The sequence below is a fragment of the Actinomycetospora sp. NBC_00405 genome, assembly GCF_036044095.1.
Lineage (GTDB): Bacteria > Actinomycetota > Actinomycetes > Mycobacteriales > Pseudonocardiaceae > Actinomycetospora > Actinomycetospora callitridis.
Map to the genome: position 1 here is coordinate 3,971,146 of NZ_CP107938.1, position 20,507 is coordinate 3,991,652.

Sequence of the window (20,507 nt, forward strand, 5' to 3'; positions counted from 1 at the left end):
GTCCGGGGTGGGGCGCGTGTCCTGCGGCTGCGCTAGATGTACTGACCGGACAGGTTGGTCAAGCGGGTGATCGGGGCTTGCCTGTCGATGGCGCTGTGGGGCCGGTGGTGGTTGTACTCGTGTAGCCAGCCGGGTAGGGCCTTCCGTCGCTGGGTTTCGCTGAGATAGAGGCGTCGGAAGGCCCAGCCGGCGGTCATGGTGCGGTGGAAGCGTTCGATCTTCCCGTTGGTCTGTGGCCGGTAGGGCCGGGTCCGCTTCGGAGTGATCCCGAGTTCGCGGCAGGCGTCGCGCCAGGCGTACGACTTGTAGGCCGAGCCGTTGTCGGACAGGACCCGCTCGACGACCACGCCGCGGGCGGCGAACCAGGCCACCGCCCGATCCAGCACCCCGATGGCGGTCAGGGCCTTCTCGTCGTCGTGGATCTCGGCGTAGGCCACCCGGGAGTGGTCATCGAGCACGGTGTGCACGAACCCGGTGCCCATCATCGGGTTGTGGTGACGGTTGCGGGGCTTGCCCGGGGTCGCCGCCCGGTTCTTGTTGCCGGCCTGGCGACCGTGGAAGCGCCATCCACCCTGGTCGGGGATGTTGCCGAGCTTCTTCACATCGACGTGGATCAGTGAGCCGGGGTGGGGGTGCTCGTAGCGGCGTACCGGTTCTCCGGTGGCCCGGTCGACCTGGTTGAGCCGGCTGATCCCGCAGCGGCGCAGCACCAGGTGCACCGTGGAGGCCGCCAGCCCGAGCCGGGCGGCGATCTCGAGCTGCCCGAGGCGCTGCTTCCAGCGCAGGTGCACGATCTTGCGCACCACCGGCTGCGGGGTCAGCCGCGGCATCCGATGCGGGCGCGAAGACCGGTCGGCCATGCCGGGCGCACCGAGCTCGAGGTAGCGATCCCGCCAGCGCTTCGCGGTCGGCCAGGACACCTGGAACCGCTCGGCGGCCCTCGCGATCGGCCAGCCGTCCTCGACGATCAGACGCGCCAGCTTCAATCGAGCTCGCGGAGTCAGCGCAGCGTTAGCGTGGGTCACGGAGGACCTCCCGGTGGTGAGCGGATGCCGTCAGACAGCTCCACAGCACTCCCGAGAGGTCCTCCCCTCAAGATCATTCAGACCGTGTCGTCACACGCACTCAACCAACGTGTCCGGTCAGTACAGCTAGATGATGGCGACCGCGACGACGAGCCCCAGCGCCAGGTGCATCGCCGCGATCACGGCGGAGTCCGGGGTGAAGCGGTCGTCGTGCAGGCAGCCGTCGACGTCGAGACGCGCCACGGCCTCGAGCCCGCGCACCGCGAGCACCTGGGCGACGATCCCGACCAGGCCGTAGATCGCGGTGTTGAGCATCCCCTCGACGAACCCGCCGCCGGAGATGTAGATGGCCACGACGACGATCAGCGCCATCGAGACCATCCCCGCCGCCGAGACGACGACGGCGTTGGGCCGGCCCTCGCGGACCAATCCGCGCAGGTCGCCGGGCGTCGTGAGGTCGATGGCGAAGTAGCCCACGTACATCAGCACGGCGCCGATCACGGCGTAGACCGCGATCAGGCCGATGTTGACGCCCACGGTGGGCCAGAATTCGGGAGCGAGCACCTGTCGTGGCCTCCATCCGGACGAACGGGGCGCCAGATTAGGGCACGGCGTCAGTCGGGGATGCGGTGCGGCACGAACGCCGCGCCGTTGTCCGTCACGAGCCCCGTCGTCTCCCGGATGCCGAGCCCCGCGGAGGTGTCGCCGACGATCCAGGCGCCGAGGGCAGGGCGGTAGCCGTCGAACTCGGGCAGCGGGTCGAAGAGCTGGTAGACGTAGCCCTCCTCGCCGTAGACGCCGCCGGTCTCGGTCTCGTATCCCGGGGCGACGATCGCGATGTTCGCGCCCTCGCGCCCGAGCAGCGGCTTGCGGACGTACTCGGTGAGCAGGCCCGGGTCACCCAGCGAGGCCGGGAGCAGGTTCGGGTGCCCGGGGTACATCTCCCACAGCACCGCGAGCAGCGCCTTGTTCGACAGCAGCGTCTTCCACAGCGGCTCGATCCACGTCGTCTCGGGCAGGCTGCGGACGACGTGCTTGCCGAAGTCGTCGCCGAGGATCCACTCCCACGGGTAGAGCTTGTCGACCGTCGCGATCGGCGCCTCCTCGAGGTCGACGAAGCGGTCGAGCGCGGAGTCCCACCCGAGCTGCTCGATCGCGAGGCCGATGGTGTCCAGGCCGGCCTCGGCCGCGCACTCCTGCAGGTAGGCGACCGTCACGTGGTCCTCGCCCGTGGGGTCGGCCTGCGACCAGCAGAAGTGCGCCTCGTTGCGGGGCAGCTTCGCGGCGATCTCGCCCCAGCGCTCGACCAGCCTCTCGTGCAGCGAGTTCCACTGGTCGTCGTCGGGGTGGACGTCCTTGAGCCAGTACCACTGGCAGATCGACGCCTCGAGCAGCGTGGTCGGGGTGTCGGCGTTGTACTCCATCAGCTTCGCCGGCCCCGACCCGTCGTAGCGCAGGTCGAAGCGCCCGTAGAGGTGCGGGTCGCCGCGTCGCCAGGACGCCGCGACCTGCTCCCAGCACCACTCGGGCAGCGCGAAGTCGCGGAACCGCTCGGTGGTGACGACGTGGTCGACGGCCTCGAGACACATCGAGTGCAGGAGCTCGACGTCGGCCTCGAGCGAGAGGATCTCGGCCATGTCGAAGACGTAGTGCACCGACTCGTCCCAGTAGGGCCGGGCGCCGTTCAGCCCCGCGGCAGGGGTCCCGAACACCAGCCCCTGCTCCTCGATCTTCGACTGCCAATCGGGACGGGGCCTACCGGTGGCGCGCTGCACGACGCCGATCCTGCCGTATCGCCGCCACTAGCTGCCGCTGGAGCTGCTCCCGCCGCTGCTGCTCGAGCTGCCCGACGAGCCGCTGGTGCCGCTGGAGCTGCCGCCGACGCCCAGACCGCCACGGCTGACCGTGCCGCTGCTCGAGGTCGACCCCAGCGAGCTGCCCGAGGTGCCGCTGCGCACGCTGGTGCCGGCCGCCGGCGGCGCCGTCGTGCCGCCCTGGGCGACCGTCCCCACCGGGGACCGGCTGCCGTAGTTGTAGTGGTACTGGTTGCCGAAGCCGCCGATGAAGATCGGGACGAAGACGCCGCTGCTGTTGTAGTAGCCGCCCTGCTGGCTCCCGCCGCAGTTCTCGTCGGGCACGACGACGCCCTGCGGGTCGACGCACTGGGCCTCGACCTCGTCGGGCTGGCTGGCCGCGTAGACGATCGCGACGAGCGCGACCACGCCCACCGCGACACCGCCGCCGACCAGCACCCGCTTGCGGACCTTCTTCTTGCGCTGCTCCGCGGCCTCCGCGGCGTCGCGCTGGGCCCGCTCGCGCCGCTGCGCCTCGCGGCGCGCGCGCTGCTCGGCGACCGTGGGCTCGCGGGGCTTGGTGGTCTCGGGGTCCTGGTAGCGCACCCGGCCGCGGGACCGGCCCTGGACCTCCTGGCCGGAGTCCGCGCCCACCGCCGCCATCGCCCCGCTGCCAGATCCCGTTGTGGCCGACGTCGTCGTGGCCGTGGGCACGCCCGAGGGCGGGGTCGCGGTGTCGTCGGCCGAGTCCACGTCGGTCGTGTCGTTCGCGTCGTTCGTCTCGTCCGTGCCGTCGGCCCCGCGGTGGCGCCCCGCCGCGACCGCCGACGTGTCGACCTTGTCCGTCGGCCGCGCCGCCGAGGTGTCGAACTTCTCGGTCCGTCCGTCCGACGGGCGAGTGTCGTCGCCCTCTCGCTCCGTCATGTCCCGCCCTTCCGCACTCCCGGTCGGACTCCCCGGCCGGCTCCCGTCGCGCGAGGCGCCTCCGTCCGGGGCCGCCCGGCGCGCGCCGGTCACCGTCGATCCTGCCGGATCCGGGGGTCGCCCGCCCTCCTCGGCCCGTGAGCGGCATGATGTCAGGGCGATGCAGCTCCGGGAACGCCAGTCCGGGCCGTCCGGTGAGGACCGCCCCGATTCCGGCGACGACGCCGCCCACCGCCGCCTGATCGATCGCGTCCTCGGGCCCGACGACGGCACCGATCCCCGTCGTCGCGCCGCGCGCCGCGGTGTCATCGGTGTCCTGGTCGGGGCCCTGATCATGCTGATCGCCGCTGCCGCGCTCGCCGCCACCGGGCAGGCGCCCGGGGTGCTCGGGGTCGCCGACCAGCAGCCGAGCGCGTCCGGTGGCTCGAGCGGCGAGGACGCCGACGAGCGCCCCGCGCTGACCACCGAGCCCGGCCGCTGCCTGACGTGGGGCCGCGACGACGCCGGCGACGTCCGCGAGGTCGAGTGCGCGCAGCCGCACCTGTTCGAGAGCGTCGGCGCCGTCACCGCCACCCAGCCGCCGGGGGCGCCGTTCCCCGCCGACCCGGCCTGGCAGCAGCTCGTCACCGACCAGTGCACCCCGCAGGCCACCCGGTACCTGCAGGGTCGCCTCGACCCCGCGGGCCGCTACAAGACGGGCGCCCTCAAGCCGACCCAGGCCGCGTGGGACGGCGGCGACCGCACGGTGCGCTGCGGGCTGCAGGCCCCCGGCCGCACCGGCGCGCTGTTCCCGTCGAGCGGGCGGGTGGCCGACGCCGACCAGGCCGTGGTGTTCGACGCGGGCACGTGCCTCGGGCTCGCCGGCAAGGAGGTCTCGGACCCCGTCGCCTGCGGCGAGACCCACGCCGCCGAGGTGGCCGGGATCGTCGACCTCGGCACCCAGTTCCGCGACGCGTTCCCGTCGGTGGACGACCAGGACAACTACCTGCAGCCGACCTGCCAGCGGATCGCCGAGCAGTACGTCGGCTCCGCGCAGAAGCTCACCGACTCGAAGCTCACGGTGTACTGGACCAACCTCGCGCAGGAGTCCTGGACCGCGGGCACCCGGCGCGTCACCTGCAACCTCGGCTCGTTGCTGACCGACAACTCGGGGTTCGCCCCGCTGACGGGCAAGGCCGCGGACGGCGTCACGATCGGCGGCCCCGGGGATCAGGCCCCCGCGACGACGCCGAGCCTGCGTCCCGGCGCGCCGGCGTCGGTGCCGGGCTCCGCGACGCCGGCCCCCGAGGGCGGCGGCACCGCGACCGGCGGCGCGGCCGGCGGGGCGGGACAGGAGACCGGCGGGCAGCAGCAGCAGCAGCCCGGCCTGTCGGTGCCCGCCCTGCCCGTCCCGGGCCTCGGCGGCGGCTGACGCCTGCGCCCGTGGAGGTCCCGCCCGACCGGTTCGAGGAGCTCGTCGCCGACGCCCTCGACGAGCTCCCGGCACCGTTGACGCGGGCGATGGACAACGTGGTGGTGCTCGTCGACGACCGTCATCCCGAGGAGCCCGACCTGCTCGGGGTCTACGAGGGCGTCGCGCTCACCGAGCGCTACAGCGACTACGGCGGCGTCCTGCCCGACCGGATCACGCTCTACCGCCTCGCCCTCGGGGACGTGTGCGACGACGAGGACGAGCTGCGCGAGGAGGTCGCCGTGACCGTCGTGCACGAGATCGCGCACCACTTCGGCATCGACGAGGCGACCCTGCACCGCCTGGGCTGGGGTTAGGGCCGTGAGCGATGTTCGCGGCCATAGCCGTGAACATCGCTCACGTCAGCCGGTGACGTCGTCGCTCGAGGGCAGGCCGCCGGGGACGGCGGCGCGCCAGGCGACGAGCTCCCAGCCGCTGCCGCGGGGCCGCAGGACGACGCGGCCGCAGTTGGCGACGTGCTCCTCCTCCGCGCGCGGCGTGCCGACGTGCTCGACCAGCTCCTGGGCCACCAGGCGCAGCGCGGCTCCGTGGCTGACCAGCACGAGCGTGCCGCCGTCGGGGTGGCGGTCGCGCAGGCCCGCGACGGCGGGGAGGTAGCGGTCGAGCAGGTCGCGCCCGCTCTCCCCGCCGGGGTGGGCGACGTCGAGGTCGCCGGCCTGCCAGCAGTCGTAGACCCGCCGGAACTCGGCGATGGCGGGCTCGTCGTTGCGGCCCTCGAGCTCCCCGACGAACACCTCGTGCACCCCGGTGACCTCCGTCGGCGTGACGCCGACGTAGCCGGAGACGATCTCGGCCGTCTCGCGGGCCCGCTGCGCCGGCGAGTGGTACAGCGCGGTCACGGTGCCCTCGGCGCCGTCCCCGAGCTCCCCGCCCAGGGCGTGGGCCTGCGCACGCCCGAGCTCGGTCAGCGGCGGCCCGGGCAGGACGGTGTCGAGGATCCGGTCGATGTTGGCCTGGGTCTGGCCGTGGCGGGCCAGCACGAGTCGCAGATCGCTCACGCGCCCGTCCCGTCCCGCAGCGCCGCCACCCAGGACGCCGCCTCGGCGTGGTCCTTGAGGGTCTGCCCGGGCTCCTGTTCGCCGCGCCCGGACACCGCGTCCCCGCGGGGCCCGTCGAGCCGGGCGCGCGGGTAGGAGCCGAGGAACCGCACGTCGGTGCACCGGCGCCGCAGCGCGGCCAGCGCCTCGCCCATCGCGGGGTCGGCGACGTGCCCGCTGCCGTCGAGGAAGAACCAGTAGTCGCCGCGGCGGTCCTGCAGCGGGCGCGACTCGATACGGGTGAGGTCGACCCCGCGCATGGCGATCTCGGTGAGCACGGCGAGCAGCGCGCCGGGACGGTTCACGGTGGTCGCCGCGATCGAGGTGCGGTCATCGCCGGTGGGCGTGGGCAGGCCGGGCGGCCCGGGCGGACGGACCAGCACGAACCGCGTCACGGCGTCGCCGCTGTCGTGCACCCCGGTCGCGAGGGCCTCGAGTCCGTGGTGGGCCGCGGCGACGGGCGCGCACACCGCGGCGTCGACCTCGCCGGCGGCCACCTGCGCCGCGGCGGCCGCGGTGGAGCCGGTGAGGCGCACCTCGGCACCGGGCAGGTGCTCGGCGATCCAGCGGCGGGTCTGGGCCTCGCCGTGCGGGTGCGACGCCACGCTGGTGACGTCGGCCGCCGTGGTGCCCGGGCGCACCAGCACCGCGAACTCCACCCGCAGCAGGATCTCCCGCACGATCACCAGCGGCGGCTGCTCGACGAGCCCGTCCATCGTCGCGGGCACCCCGCCCTCGACGGAGTTCTCGACGGGCACGCACGCCGCGTCCGCGTCACCGCGCCGCACCGCGTCGAGCACCGCGGTGGTGCTCGACAGGGGGTGCTCCGAGGGCTCGGCGTCGCCCAGGGCGGCGTCGAGGTCGGCGGGCGTCAGGGTGCGCAGCGCCTGTTCGCAGAACGTGCCGTGCGGGCCCAGGAACGCCACGCGCAGACCGGTCACGCCCACCGAGCGTACGCAGGCGCCCGGCAGGCGTCAGAGCAGGCCGAGGCGGGTGAGCTCGGGGCCCTGGTCGGCGACGGACGTCGAACCGAACGACGAGAACAGCGCGCGCACGCGCAGCGCGGTGTCCGGGCCGACGCCGGCGAGCTCGGCGGCCAGCGCGTCGCCGTCGGTGATCGCGAGCGCGTCGCCGATGCGTTGCTCGACGGGGGTGTCGAGACCCGGGGTGAGGGCGCGCAGCGTGGCCACGAGCAGGTTCAGCCAGCCGTGGTGGGTGAATCCGGTGACCAGGTCGGTGTGCCGCACCGCGGACTGCAGGCCGATGCTCGCCGTGAACGACCGCCCCGCGCCGACGGCCAGGGCCACGAAGCCGGACACGTCGGGGATGCCCGGGAAGGCACCCGCGCGCCCGCCGCCGCAGCGCAGCTTGGGGCGGCAGCCGTGGTCCACGACCCGGCGCACGCCGTCGAGCCAGTCCGCGGAGCCGTCGACGTCGGGGCGACGCGGCTCGACCACGGCCACGACGTCCTCGGGCACGAACTCGGTGACGCGCTCGAGCCAGACGGTGTCGACGTCGTGCGGCGCCGGCATCTCGACCGTGCGCGGGTCGAGCAGGGCCGCCCGCGACGAGGTCAGCGAGAGCGCCTTGGGGACACCGCCGAGGCCGGTGTCGACCGCGAGCGCGACGGGGACGGGCCCGGCGGGCCGGCGCTTCACCAGCTCCGCGACGAGCTCGGAGAGCCGGGACACCGGGACCACCAGCGAGCCGAGCAGCCCGCCGGCGTCGGCGGCGCGCGCCGCGAGGTGCTCGTCGACGATCGTCGCCATGGACGGGCGAGTGCCCTCGACCACGAGCGCCGCATTGTCGACGATCGCGCGGAGCAGCGGAGGAACACCGTCGACCGGTGCCCCGCCGGCCTGGGGGACGGTGGACACGTCCGCACGGTAGCGGGCGGCCCGCGACGGCCCCGGCACCGGCCCGGGGATCCACTCGGGTACATCGGTCTCGCGAGGAACGCCGAAGTTTGGTTAGGCTCCCCTCAGTTCGCTACACCGAGGGAGCCCGATGGCCAGGAGTCGACCGCCCGCGCCGCCCGTCCCGACGCCCGCCGAGCGGGCGCGCACCCTCGCGGGGCGTGCCCGGCACGCGGCCGTCATCGGGGAGCCCGAGCAGTCCGACGGCGACCTGCGGGCCGCCCCGACGCTGCACCACGTGCCCGCGACCGGGGCCGCGACCCTGCAGTTCCCCGACGACCACGCCCTCGTGCTGGCCGCCCGCGAGCGGGGCGACGCCCTGCTGCCGGTGATGCTCGAGCTCAGCGACGTCGCCCCGGTGTCCGTGCGCCGCCCCGTCCGCGGCCTGCTCTGGGTGTCGGGCCGTCTGCGGGTGCTGCCGCTGCGCGTGGCCCGCCGGGCCGCGCTGCGCCTCGCGGCCGAGCAGCCCGACGAGCGGCTCCTCGACGTCGGGCACGGCGAGACGCTGCTGCGCCTCGAGCCGACGATGGTCGTGCTCTCCGACGCGGAGGGCACCGAGGCGCTCGCCCCGACCGCGGTGGCCGCCGCCGCCCCGGACCCCGTCGCCGCCACCGGCGACGCGTGGCTCGCCCACCTCGCCGCCGCGCACACGAACACGCTGTCGGCGCTCGTGCCGCGGCTGCCGATCCACCTGCGGCGCCCCGGGAACCGCATCGCCCCGCTCGGCGTCGACCGCCACGGCCTGCGGCTGCGCATCGAGTCCGAGAACGACGACCACGACGTGCGCCTGCCGTTCGCCGCGCCGCTGTCGTGCCCCGGTCAGCTCGGGGAGGCCGTCCGCGCCCTGATCGGGTGCTCCGACGAGGTGCCGGGTGTGCGGCCTACGTCGCGTCGCGCAGCGGGCGCGTGATCTTCCGCTCGGCGACGAACGAGACGAACGGGATCGTGCCCGCCAGCGCCACGAGCACCGCGCGGCCGACCGGCCAGCGGTCGCGGTAGGCGAGGTCCGCGGTCAGCAGCAGGTAGCCCATGTACAGGAAGCCGTGGATCGGACCGACGATCGCGACGACGGTGCCGTCGCCGGCCAGGTACTTCAGCGGCATCCCGATCAGGACGAGCACGAGCAGGCCCACACCCACCACCCAGGCCCCGACCCGGTAGCGCTTGAGCGCGGCGACGACGTCGGGGGTGGGCCGGGCGGGCGGCGCACTGGTGGTCACGACGGATCGGTCTCCTTCTCGGGGGTCCTCCCGCGGGCCGCGAGCTCGGCCAGCATCGCGTTGTACTGCGCGCGTCCCGGGCCCGGGTCGGTGCCGGCGTCGAGGCCGCCCTCGCGCACGCCGGCCGGGCGCGGCCCGAACGGGGAGTCCGCGGCGGCGGCCCGCACGGGCCGGAGCGCGCGATCGGCGGGCGCCTCGGCGGCGCGCACCTCAGCCAGCGCCTTCGCCTCGGCGCGCAGCATCCGCCACCACAGGGCGGCGAAGAACAGGCCGAACAGCGGCCACTGGAACGCGTAGCCGGCGTTGAGCAGCGACCCGCCGGGCGACTCCGCGCGCACCACCTGCCACCACGCCATGAGGCCGCAGACCACGACCGCCGCGAGCGCGAACAGCGTCCACCCGATCCACCGGGGCGTGACGAGCAGGCGCAGCACGGTCCCGAGGTTACCGACGACGGGGCGGGGGCGCGGTCAGGCCGCGGAGCGGTAGTCGGGGAGCTCGATCACCTCCGCCGGCGGGCCCGAGAGCTTCTCCACCAGCCCGCCGAACACCGAGGAGAGCGCCCCGGCGGCGCTCAGCACGGTCCGCTGCACCGAGAGCCCCGCCGAGGAGCGCGGGTTCATCGCGCGCAGGGCGATCGGCTTGACGTCCTGGGCCTTGTCGACGAACGGGCGCATCAGCTCCTCGTACCGGGCCAGGGCCACGTCCGTGTCCTGCCCACCGGACAGCTCGCCGGCCAGGAGGTACGCGCCGACCAGCGCGAGGCTCGTCCCCAGGCCGAAGGGGCCGGTGGCCCAGGCGGCGTCACCGAGCAGCACCGTGCGGCCGGCGCTCCAGCGCGGCAGCCGCACCTGGGCGACGGCGTCGAAGTACAGCGGTGCCCCGTCGAGGGCGTCCAGCACCCGCGGGGCCTGCCAGCCGACGTCGGCGTAGGTGCGGCGCAGGATCGCCACCTGGTCGTCCCGGTCGAGCGCCTCGAGGCCGCGGACGTCGGTGAGGAACGCGAGCATCGCGCGGGTGGTGCCGAGGTTGTCGGGACGCAGGCTCGTGCTGCGCGAGCCCGAGGCGCTGTGCCAGCGCCACCAGCGGTCGTCGTCCGCCGTGCGCGGGATGGTCAGGTGGGCGATCTGGAGGCCGAGCTCGGTGAGCTCGACGTCGGGCATCACGAGGGCGCGGGTGCGCGACCGCGTGCCCTCGGCCACCACGACCACGTCGGCGTCGAGCTCCTCGCCGCTCGCGAGACGGGCCGTGACGCGGTCGCCGTGATCGGTCAGCGCCCGGATCTGCTCGCCGAAGCGGTAGTCGGTCCGCTCGCGGGTGCGTTCGTAGAGGAGGCGCGAGAGCTCGCCGCGCAGGATCTCCATCTCGGCCGTGCCGCCGGCGGTGTCGTTCTCGCCCGCCGGGAAGGAGGCGACCTCCGCCCCGTCGTCGTCGACGAACCGCAGTCCCCGCTCGCCGGTCCCGGCCTCGCGGGCCGCGTCCTCGAGGTCCATCCGGCGCAGGACCTCCCGCCCGGCCCCCCGGACGTCGATGTTCTGCCCCTCGTCGCGCAGCCGGGGAGCGCGTTCGACGACGGTGGTGCGCCACCCCTGCGCGTTGAGCTCGTGGGCGAGGGCGGGCCCGGCGATGCTGGCGCCGGAGATCAGTGCGTGGCGGGTCACGAGCCCCGGTTATCCTGGTCGCTAGATTGTCTAACTACTTCTGGGGAGTGACGTGGCCGACCTCGAGGAGCTGGACGCCACGACGCTCGCAGTCCGCGACCTCATCGCCGCGTCCCGCGAGCTCGTCGGGCGGATGGCGCGGGTGATGGACATGAACGCCACGGACATGTCGGCGATCGGCGAGCTGACCCAGCACGGGTCGATGGGCACGGCCGACCTCGGTCGTCGCCTCGGCATCAGCTCCGCCTCGGCCACGGTGCTCGTCGACCGCCTCGAACGGGCCGGTCACGTCGAACGCGTCCGGGACACCGCCGACCGCCGTCGCGTGGTGCTCACCGTGACCGACGCCGCCCGGGCCGCCTCCTTCGCCGCCTGGCTGCCCGCGGTCCGCGAGATCGACGAGGTGTGCCGCACGCTCGGCGACGCGGAGAAGGCCTTCGCCCACGATCTCCTCAGCCGGCTCACCGCGGCCGTCGAGCGGTCCGGTCGCCCCGCCTGAGCCCTGAGCCTGCGCCTAGCCTTGGCCCGTGATCAGCCGGGAGACGTGGCGGGCGTGGCTGCGTCCCGCTCCCCCGGCCGGCGTCGTCGTCCTCGACCCGCCCGGGCGGCGCCTGCTGCGCACCGAGCTCGTCGTGGTCTTCGCGGTGACACTCGGGCTGTCCGGCGTGCGGAGCCTGATCTCGCTGCTCGACGCGCTGTCCTCGCCGGTGCCGCTGGACCAGCGCCAGGTCGCCATCGACGAGAGCCTCGCCCGCAACCCGTGGGCCGACCTCGCGGCCCAGCTCGCGGGCTCGCTGGCCCTCGTCGCGTGGGGGGCGCTCGGGCTCTACCTGCTCGTCCGCGGCGGCTCGGGGCCGCGCGACATCGGGCTCGACGGGCGGCGTCCCGGGCGCGACACGCTGTCCTCGGTGGGCCTGGCCGCACTGATCGGCATCCCCGGCCTCGCGCTCTACCTCGCCGCGCGCTCGCTGGGCCTGAACACCACGGTCGTCCCCTCGCTGCTGGAGGACCACTGGTGGCGGGTGCCGGTGCTGATCATCTCGGCGGTGGCCAACGCCTGGGCCGAGGAGGTCCTGGTGGTCGGCTACCTGCTCCACGGCCTGCGGCGCCTCGGCGTCGGCGAGAACCGCGCGCTGGCGATCTCGGCCGCCCTGCGCGGGTCGTACCACCTCTACCAGGGCTTCGGCGGCGGGCTGGGCAACCTGCTCATGGGCCTGGTGTTCGTGCGGTACTGGCAGCGCACCGGCCGGCTGTGGCCCCTCGTCGGCGCCCACGCCCTGCTCGACGTCGTCGCCTTCGTCGGCTCGGCGCTGCTCGCCGGCGTGCTGCCGTTCCTGCCGGCGTGAGTGTCAGCGGCGTGGCGCCGCAGACGTTGAGTGTCCGAATCAGGGGAGCACGCCGATAGGGCCACGCACTCGCTCAGGAAATGATCTTGTGACGGGAGCGCGCCATCATGTTCTCCGGCGCCGGGTCCATGCCGGCCTCGGCGAACAGCTCGTCCATGCGACCCGGGATGTTCTCGGCGTCCCAGCGGTGCCCGTCGCCGCGGACCTCGGCCACCGACGTGAACGGCTGGTAGAGCTCGATCGAGTCGCCCTGGACGCCGAACACCTTGCCGCTGATGTGCGACGACGCGTCGGAGGCGAGGTAGGCCACGAACGGCCCGACGTTGTCGGGGTCGAAGAAGTCGAACTCGCCGCGCTCGAGGCTCGCCCGGCGGTCCTCGCGCACGTCCGGGGGCAGCAGCGCCTCGGTCATCCGGGTCAGCGCCGAGGGCGCGATCGCGTTCGAGGTGACGTTGTAGCGGGCCATCTCCATCGCGACGATCGTCGAGAACGCCGCGATGCCCGCCTTGGCCGCGCCGTAGTTCGCCTGCCCGAAGTTGCCGAGGATCCCTGAGGTCGACGCGGTGTGCACGAGGTGCCCGGGCCGCTCGTTCTCCCGCCAGTAGCGGCAGGCCGCGCGCGTCGGGGCGAAGTGCCCGCGCAGGTGGACGCGGACGACGTCGTCCCACTCGGCGTCCGACATCTTGACCAGCGTCCGGTCGCGCAGGATGCCGGCGTTGTTGACCACCGCGTCCAGCCCGCCGAACCGCTCGACGGCCGTGGCGACGAGCGCGTCGGCGACGTCGGCGTCGGAGACGTCGCCCGGCACGGCGGCCGCACGGCCCCCGGCGGCGGTGATCTCGCCGACGACCTCCTCACCGGCGTCGGCGTCGAACTCGGCGACGATGACGGCCGCCCCCTGCCGCGCGCACTCCAGCGCCTCGCCCCGCCCGATGCCGCGACCGGCTCCGGTGACGACGACCACCTTGTCCTCGAGGAGTCCCATGGCGCGCAGGGTAGATCGGGCGTCCTAGGGTCGCCGACCGTGGATGCGCCGCACGTGGACTCCGAGGTCGGCGCGCTGCGCACGGTCGTCCTGCACCGCCCGGGCCCCGAGCTCGAGCGCCTGACCCCGCGCAACGCCGACCGTCTGCTCTTCGACGGGATCCCCTGGGTGGAGCGCGCCCAGGTCGAGCACGACGCCTTCGCCGACCTGCTGCGCGCCCACGGCGTGCGGGTCCTCCTGCTCGGGGACGTGCTCGTCGAGGCGCTCGCGAGCCCGGCCGCGCGTGAGGCCGGGATCGCCGACGCCGTCGACGAGCGGGCGCTGGGACGCGAGCTCGGCGAGGCGGTGCGCGCCGAGCTGCACGGGCTCGACGACACCGCGCTGGCCGCGGCCCTCATCGGCGGGCGCTCGTTCGCCGAGCTGGGTGTGACGGGACGCTCACTGGTGCGCGCCATGGCCGCGCCGCACGACTTCGCCGTCGACCCGCTGCCCAACCTCATGTTCACCCGCGACTCGTCGATCCGGGTGGGACCGCGCGTCGTGGCCTCGTCGATGGGGATGCCGGCGCGCCGTCGGGAGGCCTCGCTGGTCGCGCTCGCCCAGCGCCACCACCCCGAGCTCGGCGTCGTCGCGCCGACCGCGCCCCGCGACCCGTCCGCGGTCGAGGGCGGCGACGTGCTGCTGCTCGCGCCCGGGGTCATGGCGGTCGGGGTCGGCGAGCGCACGAGCCCCGCGGGCGCCGAGTCGTTCGCGCGGGCCATGTTCGCCGACGGCCTCGCCCACACCGTCCTCGCGGTCCCGATCACCCAGCGCCGGGCGACGATGCACCTCGACACGGTCGCGACGATGGTGGACACCGACACGATGGTCATCTACCCGGGTGTGCTCGACGGGCTCGAGGCGTGGACGGTGCGTCCCGAGGGCCCGGACCACCTCGACATCCGGGGCCCCGAACCGTTCCGGCCCGCCGCCGCGCGTGCCATGGGGATCGACGAGCTGCGGGCCGTCGACACCGGACTCGAGTCCGTCGCCGCCGAGCGCGAGCAGTGGGACGACGGCAACAACACCCTCGCCCTGGCACCCGGGCGCGTCGTCGCCTACGAGCGCAACACCACGACGAACGCCCGGCTCGAGGCCGCCGGGATCGAGGTGCTGACGATCGCCGGGTTCGAGCTCGGCTCGGGGCGCGGTGGCCCGCGGTGTCTGTCGTGCCCCTGGGAACGTGCCCCCGTGGAGTGACGAGGTGCACGTTCGGCGCAGCACGACGTGCATCCGGCCACAGGCCGCGTCCCCTCACTGCACCGTCGCGGCACCCGGCCTAGCGTCCGGTTCGTGCTGAAGAAGGCGGAACGGCGGACGCCGGCCCACCCGCTGCGACGGCTGTCCGGACGCGAGTGGGCCGCGATGGAGCCCACCTGGCGCGACGCCAAGGTCGGCGTGATCGACGCGGCGCTCGCGCGCGCCACGGCCCGTCCGTCGGGCAACTGGTATGTCGTCGGCGCGAGCCGCGACGTCCGCACCGGCACCCCGTTCGGGACCACGGTGGCCGGGGTGGAGCTGGTGCTCTGGCGTTCTCCCAGCCAGGAGAACGGTGGGCGGGGCTCGCTGCACGCCGGCCCCGGCGCGTGCCCCCACCTCGGCGCGGACATGAGCACCGCCGTGCAGTCGGGCTGCGAGCTGATCTGCCGCTGGCACGGCCTCGCCCTCGGGCCGTCGGGACGCGCGGGCTGGCGCACGCTGCCCGCGTTCGACGACGGCGCGCTGGCCTGGGTGCGCCTCGACGCGGTCGGCGGCGAGGAGCCCACCGACGCCCCGATCCTGCCGGAGCGCCCGGACGTCGACGAGAGCCTCGTGGCCGTGGCGTCGATGGTCGGCACCTGCGAGCCCGCCGACGTCCTCGCGAACCGGCTCGACCCCTGGCACGGCGCGTGGTTCCACCCGCACTCGTTCGCCGACCTGCGCGTGGAGCGCGCGCCGGGGCGCGACGCGGGCGAGGAGGACGACCACTTCGACCTCAAGGTGGCGTTCCGGATCTCGAAGAACTGGGGCGTGCCCGTGCGCGCCCGGTTCACGTGCCCGGAGCCGCGGACGATCGTCATGCACATCACCGAGGGCGAGGGCGCCGGCAGCGTCGTCGAGACCCACGCGACCCCGCTGGCCCCGCACCCCGACGGCCGGCCCCGCACGGCGGTGGTCGAGGCGACGATCGCCCACTCCGACCGCCCGGGCTTCGTCCACGCCCGCCGTGTCCAGACCCTCGTGCGCCCGCTGATGGAGTGGACCGCGAAGCGCCTGTGGAACGACGACATCGAGTACGCCGAGCGCACCTACGCCGTCCGCGCCGCCCGCCGTCGCGGCTGACGCTCCCCGCTCGGGGGGTGGCACGCTCCGGAGTGCACGCTCCGCGTGCAAGCCCTGCGTCCACGCTGGCACTGAACGCCAGGATCGCCACATCGTCGCGCGCCCCGACACGCCGAGCCCGTGCCAGCGTGGGGGCCATGCTGACGTTCGACGTCAGGAAATCCACCATCTCGCGGCCCGCTCCCCGGGGCCACCGAGGCGCGAGCGGGACCTCGCCTCAGCGGCGTCCCAGCACCGTGTGCACGATGCCGCGCTGCCAGCCGTCGACGGGGCGGGTGTGGACCTCGCGCAGCCCGGCGTCGCGCAGCCGCTGCTCGAGTCGCCCGAGGCCGTCGAAGGCCAGGACGCTGCGCCAGAGGTAGCGGTAGAGCGCGGCGTCGCCGGTGACGCGCCACCCCAGCGGGATGATCACCGCCCAGCACACGGCGCTCCAGACACCGCGCGCGTAGGCCGAGTCGGCCACCGAGTACTCGTGCACCGCGATCGGGGCGCCGGGCGCGAGGTGGTCGACGAGCACGGCGACGCCCGCGTCGCGGTCGGGCAGGTTGCGCACGAGGTAGGCGGCGAGCAGCCCGTCGAACGGGCCCTCGAGGCCCTCGGCCGCCAGCGCGGCGTGCATGTCCTCGGCCCGCGCGTGCACGAACCGCACGGTGTCCGGCCACGACTTCTCCCGGGCGCGGGCGAGCATCTCGGCCGACGCGTCGACGGCGACGACGCGGGCCTGCGGGTAGGTCTCGACGAGCGCCGCCGTCGAGAGCCCCGTGCCGCACCCGACGTCGAGCAGGACCGCGCCGGCCCCGCCGTCGGGCAGGCCGAGGCGACGGGCCGACAGGCGCAGGTGGTCGTGGTAGCCGGGGTTCGCGCCGACGAGACGGTCGTAGGACGTGGCGTCCTGGTCGAACTGGGCGGAGACCCCCGCGGCCGCGGTCGTGCGGTCGAAGCCCGGGCGCGGGCGGGGGCGCAGCGACCGCCAGGCCGGCGGGACGAGCGCGACACCGGCCGCGGCGAGGGCGAGCACGGCCGGGAAGCGGAGACGCGAACGCGAGATCACGCGCGCATCCTGCCCGGTGGCGTCCGATCGGGCGCTTCGTGGTGGCAAGAGGTGCATCCGCTCGGCTCTCCGCAGCGGCGTGTCGCGGGATCGAGGATGTGGCGATCCTGGCGTTGAGTGCCAGCGTGGACGCAGGGCTTGCACCGCAGGTGCGCTGTCCGGCGAAGCTGAGAGCGGGTCTCAGCAGACGGAGCAGGTCTTCACCCGATCGGACGAACAGACGGTGCCTGGGCGCGTGACGGGCGCCCGTCGCCGCGTCGCGGGCGGACCGGCTCTCAGACGCGCCGGGGCCACTGATCCACCGTGCCTACCGTCCGCCCCGTGCAGCAACGGTCAACACGCGCCCTGTGGGCGGCGGTCCTCGCCGCCCTCGTGGTGATCCCGGTCGGTCTCGTCGCGGTCCGCGGCGGGGGCAGCTCGGTGCTCGGTGTGCTCTCAGTCGGCCTGGGCCTGCTCGCCCTGACCCTGCTCGTGGTCGTCGTGGTGGTCCCCTCGCGGGTGCGCTCGCTGACCCGGGCGTTCGGGGTCGAGAAGGTCCTGGGGCTGCACCGCTGGCTGGGCACCCTGGCGATCGTCCTCGTCGGCATCCACATGACCGTCGCCGTCCTCAACCACCCGAGCCTGCTCAACCCCTTCCAGGGCACCGCGGCCGCCCGGGCCGGCTGGAGCTCGGTCGGCGGGCTGCTCCTGGTCGGGTTCGTCGCGGTCCGCGGCCGTCGCCCCGGCGCGCGCTACGAGATCTGGGCGCGCCTGCACGTCCTGCTCGCCGGCGCCGCACTCGTCCTCGCCGGCCTGCACGTCTTCTGGCTGGGCAACCTCGTCGCCGACCCCGTGATGCGCGTTGTGCTCTCCGCGCTCGTGCTGGTGCTGCTCGGGGTGCTCGCCCACCGCTGGGTCTGGCGCCCGCTGTTCTCGCGCCAGGGCGCCTACGTCGTCTACGGCGTGCGCCGCGAGAGCGAGACGGTGAGCACGCTGGTGCTCGCCCCGGTGCACCTGCGCCGCGGCGGCCTGCGCTTCGCGCCCGGGCAGTTCGTCTGGCTGCGCCTCAAGCGCGGGGTGGTCGGTGCCGAGGAGCACCCGTTCACGATCGCGTCCAGCGCGCGGGTGACCGGACGTATCGAGCTCACCGTCCGCGACCAGGGCGACTTCTCCGGTCTCCTGTCGACGCTGCGCACCGGCAGCAAGGTGTGGCTCGACGGGCCGCACGGCTCGTTCTCGACCGAGGCGGCCCCCGGCTCGGCGGGGCTCGTGCTGCTCGCCGGCGGGGTCGGCATCACCCCGATGATGAGCATGCTGCGCACGCTCGCCGACCGCGGCGACACCCGCACGCACCGCCTCGTGCTCGCCGAGCGGGGCACCGAGCCGCTGTTCGCCGACGAGCTCACGGCCCTCGCCCGTCGCCTCGACCTGCGGGTCACGCGCACCGACGGACGCCGCATCGACGCCGACCTGCTCGCCGAGGTCCTGCCCGCCGACCCCGCCGCGCGCCAGGTGCTCGACTACTTCGTCTGCGGCTCGCCCTCGGTGCTCGCGGGCTCGCTGGCGGCGCTCGACCAGATCGGGATCCCGGCACCGCGCATCCACACCGAGCAGTTCGGGTGGTCCGGCGCGATCCCGCTGCAGGCCAACGGCGAGCCCGCCGGGATCGCCGGGAACGAGGCCCCGGGTGGGCGACGTCACGGCTCCAAGCACGGTCGCCGCAGCGTACGGACATGAACGAGGGGTCGGGCCCGGAGCGCCCTGACCTAGACTCGGACACATGACCGCCGCGCAGTCGAAGTTCCACGAGCTGCTGCGGACGCAGATCCGCAACGAGTTCACGGCATCGCAGCAGTACACGGCGGTGGCCGTGCACTGTGACGACCAGGATCTCCCGCAGCTCGCCGCGCACTTCTACGCCCAGGCGCTCGAGGAGCGCAACCACGCGATGGGCATGGTGCAGTACCTGCTGGACAACGACCTGCCGATCACCATCCCGGGCATCGACGCCGTGCGGAACGACTTCTCGTCGCTCGAGGAGATCGTGGAGCTCGTGCTGCGCCAGGAGCAGACGGTCACCGACCAGATCGCCACCCTCGCGCGCACGGCCCGCGACGAGGGCGACTACCTGGGCGAGCAGTTCATGCAGTGGTACCTCAAGGAGCAGGTCGAGGAGGTCGCCTCGATGACCACGCTCCTGCGCATCGTGCGCCGCGCCGGCGACAACCTCTTCCACGTCGAGGACTTCGTCGCCCGCGAGATGTCACCCGACCTCGGTACCGACCCCACCGCTCCGCCCGCCGCCGGCGGCAACGCGATCGTCAGCGCCGGCTGACACCGCCGTCCCCACCGCCAGCACCGCCTCCCGTCCCGCCGGGCGCAGGTCGGGGGCCAGGAGCTCGGTCAGGTCGGTGACCACCCGGATCGTCACGAGCGCGACCACCGCGGCCGCGACGTCGGCGACGGCGTGCAGCAGCACCGAGTCCGCCAGCGCCTGGGTGCTGTCCCCCAGCCCGCGCAGCACGGCCAGGACACCGAGCACGACGCTCGCGGCCCACGCGAACCACCACTGCCGCACGGGGCGCGACGGCCGTGGACGCTCGTCGGTCGGACGGCCCGAGGCGGCGTGCTCGACCTCGGTGAGCGCGGCCCCGGGGATCGTGAGGTTCGGGCCGGGCAGCAGGCTCCCGAGCACCACCGCCCAGTCCCGCCGGGCGGGGCGGGTCCCGGAGATCGTCGCGGCGATGCCGCGCCCGAGCAGCAGCCAGCGCAGGAACAGCGCGCCGGTCGCGACGGCCGCCACGGGCGTCAGGAGCCCGACGAGCGTGACCAGGGCGTCGGAGAACGCGAGCGGCGCCGACGAGAGGGCCTCGGAACGGCTGGCGACCAGCAGGCCGTAGCGCCACAGCTCGGCGAGCGCGGCGATCCCGGCGAGCACCGCGGTCGTCATGGCGAGGTTGGCGAGGAGCCCGGCGGTGCCCCGCAGGCCGGCTTCCGGCGCGCGGGGCGGTGTGGCCGCGAGCGGGCCCTCGTCGCCGCCCGCCTCCGGCGCGGGCATCCAGGCCCGGAGGCTCCAGCGCGGGACGGCGGGGTAGCGCGGAGGGCCCGCGTACGGACGGCGCGGCACCCGGGGCTCGCGGGGCCGCAGCGCGTCCGGGGGCAGCGCCACCCACCGGACGCCGGCGAGGACGCGGCCGCAGTGCACGCAGTAGCGGGTCGCGCCCGCGCGGGGCGCGCCCGGGGAGTCCGGCGGCGGCTGGGGCCGCCCACACCGCGGGCAGGTCACCGACGCCTCCCCACGCCTCAGACCACCCGGGCCGGTCCGGGCCCCTCGGTGGTCATCGGACGGCCCTCGGCCTCCCAGGCCAGCATCCCGCCGGTGACGTTGACGGCCTCGTGACCGCGCTGGGCGAGGAACGCCGTGACCTGGGCCGAGCGTCCGCCGACCTTGCACACGACGGCGAGCGGGCCCTCGGGGATCTCGTCGAGACGCCCGGTGATCTGCGACATCGGCAGGTGCACCGCGCCCGGCGCGTGCCCGGCGGCCCACTCGTCGTCCTCGCGGACGTCGAGCAGCGTCGCCCCGGTCGGGATCTCACCGGGGCCGACCGAAGGGAGTCCGGGGTGGCTCACCGCTCCATCCCATCACGACCCCCCTGTGGTCGCAGCGAAGCCCGCCACCCCGCGTGGGGTGACGGGCTCCGGAGCATGCGACCCAGCGGTCGACTCAGTGGTCGA

Annotated in this window: 23 protein-coding genes; 9 read left to right on the forward strand and 14 right to left on the reverse strand. The window is 74.7% G+C overall.

From position 1 onward, the window contains the following. Positions 1 to 32 precede the first annotated feature (32 nt). The 4 genes from OG774_RS19600 to OG774_RS19615 form a co-directional block, all read right to left on the reverse strand. Positions 33 to 1,025: an IS481 family transposase gene (locus OG774_RS19600; protein ID WP_328303493.1), complete on the reverse strand. Its 993-nt coding sequence runs from the start codon at positions 1,023 to 1,025 to the stop codon at positions 33 to 35. 126 nt (positions 1,026 to 1,151) lie between these two features. Next, entirely contained in the window at positions 1,152 to 1,589 is a 438-nt protein-coding gene (locus tag OG774_RS19605) for a DUF350 domain-containing protein (protein ID WP_274196912.1), read from the reverse strand. Between the two features lie 50 nt (positions 1,590 to 1,639). Continuing rightward, positions 1,640 to 2,800 carry a glutathionylspermidine synthase family protein gene (locus OG774_RS19610; RefSeq protein ID WP_328303496.1) on the reverse strand — a complete coding sequence of 387 codons (1,161 nt, stop codon included), beginning with the start codon at positions 2,798 to 2,800 and terminating at the stop codon, positions 1,640 to 1,642. A gap of 27 nt (positions 2,801 to 2,827) precedes the next feature. Beyond that, a complete protein-coding gene (locus tag OG774_RS19615; RefSeq protein WP_328303498.1) occupies positions 2,828 to 3,742 on the reverse strand; it encodes a hypothetical protein in 915 nt (304 codons plus the stop codon). Positions 3,743 to 3,902: 160 nt separating this feature from the next. On the opposite strand from OG774_RS19615, the gene OG774_RS19620 reads away from it, so the two are divergent. Next, on the forward strand, positions 3,903 to 5,153 hold the full coding sequence (locus OG774_RS19620) for a septum formation family protein (RefSeq protein ID WP_328303500.1): 1,251 nt from the start codon (positions 3,903 to 3,905) through the stop codon (positions 5,151 to 5,153). Between the two features lie 11 nt (positions 5,154 to 5,164). After that, the gene (locus tag OG774_RS19625; protein ID WP_328303502.1) at positions 5,165 to 5,509 is read left to right on the forward strand and encodes a metallopeptidase family protein; all 345 of its coding nucleotides are present in this window, start codon (positions 5,165 to 5,167) and stop codon (positions 5,507 to 5,509) included. Between the two features lie 45 nt (positions 5,510 to 5,554). Here the strand turns inward: OG774_RS19625 and OG774_RS19630 are convergent, their stop codons facing one another. The 3 genes from OG774_RS19630 to OG774_RS19640 are packed head-to-tail and all read right to left on the reverse strand — an operon-like array spanning position 5,555 to position 8,127. Beyond that, positions 5,555 to 6,211: a histidine phosphatase family protein gene (locus OG774_RS19630; protein WP_328303504.1), complete on the reverse strand. Its 657-nt coding sequence runs from the start codon at positions 6,209 to 6,211 to the stop codon at positions 5,555 to 5,557. Further along, positions 6,208 to 7,182 carry a prephenate dehydratase gene (gene pheA, locus OG774_RS19635; protein ID WP_328311042.1) on the reverse strand — a complete coding sequence of 325 codons (975 nt, stop codon included), beginning with the start codon at positions 7,180 to 7,182 and terminating at the stop codon, positions 6,208 to 6,210. The genes OG774_RS19630 and pheA overlap by 4 nt, the downstream gene beginning before the upstream one ends. 42 nt (positions 7,183 to 7,224) lie before the next feature. Then, positions 7,225 to 8,127: a hypothetical protein gene (locus OG774_RS19640; RefSeq protein WP_328303506.1), complete on the reverse strand. Its 903-nt coding sequence runs from the start codon at positions 8,125 to 8,127 to the stop codon at positions 7,225 to 7,227. Between the two features lie 130 nt (positions 8,128 to 8,257). Here OG774_RS19640 and OG774_RS19645 point away from each other — a divergent pair, with 130 nt between their 5' ends. Next, positions 8,258 to 9,076 (forward strand): DUF2470 domain-containing protein, encoded by an 819-nt coding sequence (locus OG774_RS19645; RefSeq protein ID WP_328303508.1) that lies wholly within the window; start codon positions 8,258 to 8,260, stop codon positions 9,074 to 9,076. Here the strand turns inward: OG774_RS19645 and OG774_RS19650 are convergent. From OG774_RS19650 to OG774_RS19660, 3 genes are read right to left on the reverse strand one after another with little or no spacing between them, the layout of a single operon-like run. Beyond that, the gene (locus tag OG774_RS19650; protein WP_328303510.1) at positions 9,048 to 9,386 is read right to left on the reverse strand and encodes a DUF3817 domain-containing protein; all 339 of its coding nucleotides are present in this window, start codon (positions 9,384 to 9,386) and stop codon (positions 9,048 to 9,050) included. The genes OG774_RS19645 and OG774_RS19650 overlap by 29 nt on opposite strands. Continuing rightward, positions 9,383 to 9,820, reverse strand: a complete 438-nt coding sequence (locus OG774_RS19655) for a hypothetical protein (RefSeq protein WP_328303512.1) — start codon at positions 9,818 to 9,820, stop codon at positions 9,383 to 9,385. The genes OG774_RS19650 and OG774_RS19655 overlap by 4 nt, the downstream gene beginning before the upstream one ends. 36 nt (positions 9,821 to 9,856) lie before the next feature. Then, the gene (locus tag OG774_RS19660) at positions 9,857 to 11,047 is read right to left on the reverse strand and encodes an FAD-dependent monooxygenase (RefSeq protein ID WP_328303514.1); all 1,191 of its coding nucleotides are present in this window, start codon (positions 11,045 to 11,047) and stop codon (positions 9,857 to 9,859) included. Between the two features lie 52 nt (positions 11,048 to 11,099). Between OG774_RS19660 and OG774_RS19665 the strand changes: the two genes are divergently transcribed. Beyond that, complete coding sequence (locus tag OG774_RS19665; protein WP_328303516.1) at positions 11,100 to 11,546, forward strand: MarR family winged helix-turn-helix transcriptional regulator; 447 nt, start codon at positions 11,100 to 11,102, stop codon at positions 11,544 to 11,546. A 28-nt stretch (positions 11,547 to 11,574) separates the two neighbouring features. Further along, entirely contained in the window at positions 11,575 to 12,393 is an 819-nt protein-coding gene (locus tag OG774_RS19670; RefSeq protein WP_328303518.1) for a CPBP family intramembrane glutamic endopeptidase, read from the forward strand. A gap of 73 nt (positions 12,394 to 12,466) precedes the next feature. Here the strand turns inward: OG774_RS19670 and OG774_RS19675 are convergent, their stop codons facing one another. Then, positions 12,467 to 13,378 carry an SDR family NAD(P)-dependent oxidoreductase gene (locus OG774_RS19675; RefSeq protein ID WP_328303520.1) on the reverse strand — a complete coding sequence of 304 codons (912 nt, stop codon included), beginning with the start codon at positions 13,376 to 13,378 and terminating at the stop codon, positions 12,467 to 12,469. Between the two features lie 54 nt (positions 13,379 to 13,432). On the opposite strand from OG774_RS19675, the gene OG774_RS19680 reads away from it, so the two are divergent. Continuing rightward, on the forward strand, positions 13,433 to 14,617 hold the full coding sequence (locus OG774_RS19680) for an arginine deiminase (RefSeq protein WP_328311044.1): 1,185 nt from the start codon (positions 13,433 to 13,435) through the stop codon (positions 14,615 to 14,617). Between the two features lie 165 nt (positions 14,618 to 14,782). After that, positions 14,783 to 15,739, forward strand: a complete 957-nt coding sequence (locus tag OG774_RS19685) for a DUF5914 domain-containing protein (protein ID WP_328311046.1) — start codon at positions 14,783 to 14,785, stop codon at positions 15,737 to 15,739. A gap of 217 nt (positions 15,740 to 15,956) precedes the next feature. Here OG774_RS19685 and OG774_RS19690 read toward each other — a convergent pair whose 3' ends face one another. Further along, positions 15,957 to 16,703, reverse strand: a complete 747-nt coding sequence (locus tag OG774_RS19690) for a class I SAM-dependent methyltransferase (RefSeq protein WP_442874004.1) — start codon at positions 16,701 to 16,703, stop codon at positions 15,957 to 15,959. 408 nt (positions 16,704 to 17,111) lie between these two features. Here OG774_RS19690 and OG774_RS19695 point away from each other — a divergent pair, with 408 nt between their 5' ends. After that, complete coding sequence (locus tag OG774_RS19695) at positions 17,112 to 18,506, forward strand: ferredoxin reductase family protein (protein WP_328303522.1); 1,395 nt, start codon at positions 17,112 to 17,114, stop codon at positions 18,504 to 18,506. 43 nt (positions 18,507 to 18,549) lie between these two features. Then, positions 18,550 to 19,104, forward strand: a complete 555-nt coding sequence (locus OG774_RS19700; RefSeq protein ID WP_274196895.1) for a ferritin — start codon at positions 18,550 to 18,552, stop codon at positions 19,102 to 19,104. Here the strand turns inward: OG774_RS19700 and OG774_RS19705 are convergent. Next, positions 19,033 to 20,055 carry a DUF4328 domain-containing protein gene (locus tag OG774_RS19705; protein ID WP_328303523.1) on the reverse strand — a complete coding sequence of 341 codons (1,023 nt, stop codon included), beginning with the start codon at positions 20,053 to 20,055 and terminating at the stop codon, positions 19,033 to 19,035. The genes OG774_RS19700 and OG774_RS19705 overlap by 72 nt on opposite strands. Positions 20,056 to 20,072: 17 nt before the next feature. Next, positions 20,073 to 20,402, reverse strand: a complete 330-nt coding sequence (locus OG774_RS19710) for a rhodanese-like domain-containing protein (RefSeq protein WP_328303524.1) — start codon at positions 20,400 to 20,402, stop codon at positions 20,073 to 20,075. Positions 20,403 to 20,507 lie beyond the last annotated feature (105 nt).

What these genes read in the sequence shown, in the direction of transcription:
- OG774_RS19615 (WP_328303498.1), bottom strand. Translation starts at nt 3,742, where the DNA reads ATGACGGAGCGAGAGGGCGACGACACTCGCCCGTCGGACGGACGGACC.
- OG774_RS19620 (WP_328303500.1), top strand. Translation starts at nt 3,903, where the DNA reads ATGCAGCTCCGGGAACGCCAGTCCGGGCCGTCCGGTGAGGACCGCCCC.
- OG774_RS19645 (WP_328303508.1), top strand. Translation starts at nt 8,258, where the DNA reads ATGGCCAGGAGTCGACCGCCCGCGCCGCCCGTCCCGACGCCCGCCGAG.
- OG774_RS19675 (WP_328303520.1), bottom strand. Translation starts at nt 13,378, where the DNA reads ATGGGACTCCTCGAGGACAAGGTGGTCGTCGTCACCGGAGCCGGTCGC.
- OG774_RS19685 (WP_328311046.1), top strand. Translation starts at nt 14,783, where the DNA reads ATGGAGCCCACCTGGCGCGACGCCAAGGTCGGCGTGATCGACGCGGCG.
- OG774_RS19700 (WP_274196895.1), top strand. Translation starts at nt 18,550, where the DNA reads ATGACCGCCGCGCAGTCGAAGTTCCACGAGCTGCTGCGGACGCAGATC.